General features: G+C 71.3%; 2 protein-coding genes. Both read left to right on the top strand.

Going from position 1 to position 3,193, the window contains the following annotated elements:
- Window positions 1-183 precede the first annotated feature (183 nt).
- Complete coding sequence (locus E1281_RS38755) at window positions 184-1,386, top strand: PucR family transcriptional regulator (protein WP_131884670.1); 1,203 nt, start codon at window positions 184-186, stop codon at window positions 1,384-1,386.
- 250 nt (window positions 1,387-1,636) lie between these two features.
- Window positions 1,637-2,863: a PucR family transcriptional regulator gene (locus E1281_RS38750; protein ID WP_131884669.1), complete on the top strand. Its 1,227-nt coding sequence runs from the start codon at window positions 1,637-1,639 to the stop codon at window positions 2,861-2,863.
- Window positions 2,864-3,193: the final 330 nt, after the last annotated feature.

Raw genomic sequence — 3,193 nt, 5'->3', positions numbered from 1 at the left:
GCATTTACTCGCCGAGTGAGTATGAGTGTGGCGGGAGGGGCGGTGTTGGTGCGGATAAGCGGCTGAATGGCTGCGTAGAGACGCGCGCACGGACTGTGAAAGTTTCTCAGGAATGGTGCGCGACGTGCGGGTTTGGGTTACCTTCCTTGCATCGTTCCTCTACGGCGCGAAGGAGGGTGGACGATGACGGGGACCCTCGCTGGGCGAGGGCGTCCGGGGCCGGTCCCGCAACAGGTGATCGCCATTCTGAGTGCCGAACTGCCGTCGCTCGCCGAGGAGATCATCGGCGAGGTCCGGCGGTCGGTGCCGGATGACCCGCGGCAGGGCCGCGCGGTGCGGCGGCCGACGATCCGGGTCAGCGTGGAGCAGGTCATGGCCGCGTTCGTCGACCAGGTGACGGGGGCCGGCGACACCCACGAGCACCGGGACGAGCTGTGCCGGGAACTCGGGCGCAGCATGGCCTACGAGGGGCGCAGCCTGGACGCGTTGCAGGCCGCCTACCGGGTCGGGGTGCAGGTCGCGTGGCGGCGGGTCTCGGACGTGGCGCACCGGCGGCGGCTGCCTTCAGGGGTGATGACGCAGCTCGCCGACGCCCTCTTCTCCTACATCGACGAGCTGGCCTCGCTGTCGGTGCAGGGGTACCTGGAGGCGCGGTCGCGGTCGGCGGAGGAGCTGGCCGGCGAGCACCGGCGGCTGCTGCGGATGGCGCTGCGACCGGGCGCGCCCACCGGCGCGCTGGCCGAGGCGGCGGAGGCCGCGGGCTGGCCGCTGCCGGACCAGGTGACGATGGTCGCGCTGCCGGCCGGGGCGCGGTGCATCCGGGCGGCGCTGGACGAGGACGTGCTCGCCGACCTGGGAGACGCCGAGCCCCACCTGCTGATGCCCGGGGTCTTCGACGGGGAGCGCAGGCGGATGCTGTCCGACGCGCTGCCCGAACGCCGGTCCGCGGTGGGGCTGAGCGTCCCGCTGGCCGAGGCGGCGGATTCGCTCCGGTGGGCGCGGCGGGCGCTGGCGCTCGTCGAGTCCGGCGTCCTGGAGGACGGCGGCCCGACGCTGTGCGAGCGGTATCTGCTGGAGCTGTGGCTGCTGTCGGACGAGGCGCTGCTCGACCAGCTCTCCCGGCGGCGGCTTTCGGCGCTGGCGGGGATGAGCCGGACGCAGCGTTCCCGCATGACCGAAACCCTCGGCGCATGGCTGGAGGCACAGGGGAACGCGGTCGAAACGGCGCGGCGCCTGGCCGTCCATCCGCAGACGGTGCGGTACCGGATGCGGCGCCTTGTCGAGACGTTCGACGAGCAACTGGCCGATCCGGCGGCGCGTTTCGCCTTGGACGCGGTGTTGCGCGCCCACCGGTTGCGGCAGCGGCGGAGGGTGCCCATGCGATGACTTTTCCGCCGCCGGACTGTGTGTGCCCGCACCTGCGACAGCGAGTGATTTTACCTTCTCTTTATCTTTGTGTGCGGCGCCATTGAACTACCGTCGGCGTGTCTCAGTTCACATCCTTGTCGGGGGCGCACAGGGGTCCCCGCTCAGTGCGCCCGCGGCGAATCCGTAGTGCCGACCGTCCCGGACGCCGGGTGCCCCCGCCCGGTCATACGCCAGGACCGGTGACGCCGGCGTTCTCGGAGGTGTCCCGATGACACGGACGCTCGCGCCTGTGGGCGCCGAGCCGCGGCCGAAGCTGCCCCGGAGGCTGGCCGTGATGATGCGGCCGGAGCTGCCCAGCCTCTCCCAGGAGATCATCCACGAGGTGCGGAGGTCGATTCCCGAATATGGGAGGCCCATGCAGGGCCCTTACGTGGAGGCGTTGCGGATCGGTGTCGAACGGGCGCTGACCGACTTCGTCGAGCAGGTCGCCAACCCCCGCGCGCCGCGCGAACGCTACCGCGAGACGTACCGCAGGCTCGGCAGGTTCGAGTCGCAGGAGGGCCGGACGCTCGACACGCTCCAGTCCGCGTTCCGCCTCGGCGCGCAGGTCGCGTGGCGCCGCATCATGAAGGTCGGCCCCCGCAGGCACCTGTCCAGCGACGTCATGGCGCAGCTCGCCGACGCGCTGTTCACCTACATCGACGAGCTGGCCGCGCTGGCCCTGGAGGGCTACATGGAGGCGCGCCCGGACGGCGAGGTCGAGGCGCACCGGCGGCGGCTGCTGGAGCTGCTGCTGCGTCCCCTCGGGGCCGGCCGCGTCCTGGCCGAGGTCGCCGAACGGGCGCGGTGGTCGATCCCGGAGGAGGTGACCCTGGTCGCAGCCCCGGCCGGCTCCCCGTATGTGCGGGCGGCCCTGGACGATGACGTCCTCGCCGACCTCACCGCGACCCAGCCGTTCCTGCTCCTGCCGGGCAAGCTGACGGTCGAGCGGCGGCGGTCCCTGCTGCGGGTGCTGCCCGAGGGGCAGCTCGTCGCGGGGCCCGCGGTCCCGATCGGCGGCGTCAACGACTCGCTGCGGTGGGCGCGGCGCACGCTCGGCCTGGTGGAGTCGGGCGTCCTGGAGAGCGCCCCGGTGACCGACTGCGACGACCACCTCCTCACCCTGTGGCTGCTGTCGGACCAGGCCCTCGTCGACCGGCTCGCGAGCCTCCACCTCAGCGGGATGGCGGAGTTCCCGCCCCGGCAGCGCGAACGCCTGGTCGACACGCTGCGCACCTGGCTGGTGAGCCGCGGCACCGCCGCCGGTATCGCCGAGGAGCTGAACGTCCATCCGCAGACCGTGCGTTACCGGATACGCCAGCTCGAAGGCATTCTGGGAGACCGGCTGTCGGACCCGGACGCGCGCTTCGCGATCGAGGTCGTCCTGCGTGCGATGCGGCTGCAGAAAAAGGCTCACCCGATGATAACGGGAGAATACCTGGCCGCCTCTCCATAGGCATCTGGCAATGACCTTTGCGGACGGGGTTGATCGCCTATTCGCCGCGTGATTCCATCCAATTCAACGCAATTGTGCGGGATGGTAGGCGAGCGGTGGAGGTGGGTTCAGGGTGCGCTCACGGTCGGCGCGTTCGTTCCTGGCGGGACTCGGCGTGATGGCGCTCATGGGCTTCAGCGGCGTGCACCCGGTGTACGCCGACACCTCCGCCTCTCCCGCCCCCACGGAAAGCGTTACGGAGACACCGACTGAGACTCCGACCGAACCCACGGATCCTCCGACCGATCCGCCCACGGATCCTCCGACGGATCCTCCGACCGACCCCCCGAC

Source organism: Actinomadura sp. KC345, from assembly GCF_004348515.1.
GTDB lineage: Bacteria > Actinomycetota > Actinomycetes > Streptosporangiales > Streptosporangiaceae > Spirillospora.
Note: the sequence above shows the minus strand (reverse complement) of the source record. Positions and strands in the feature narration are given on the sequence as shown.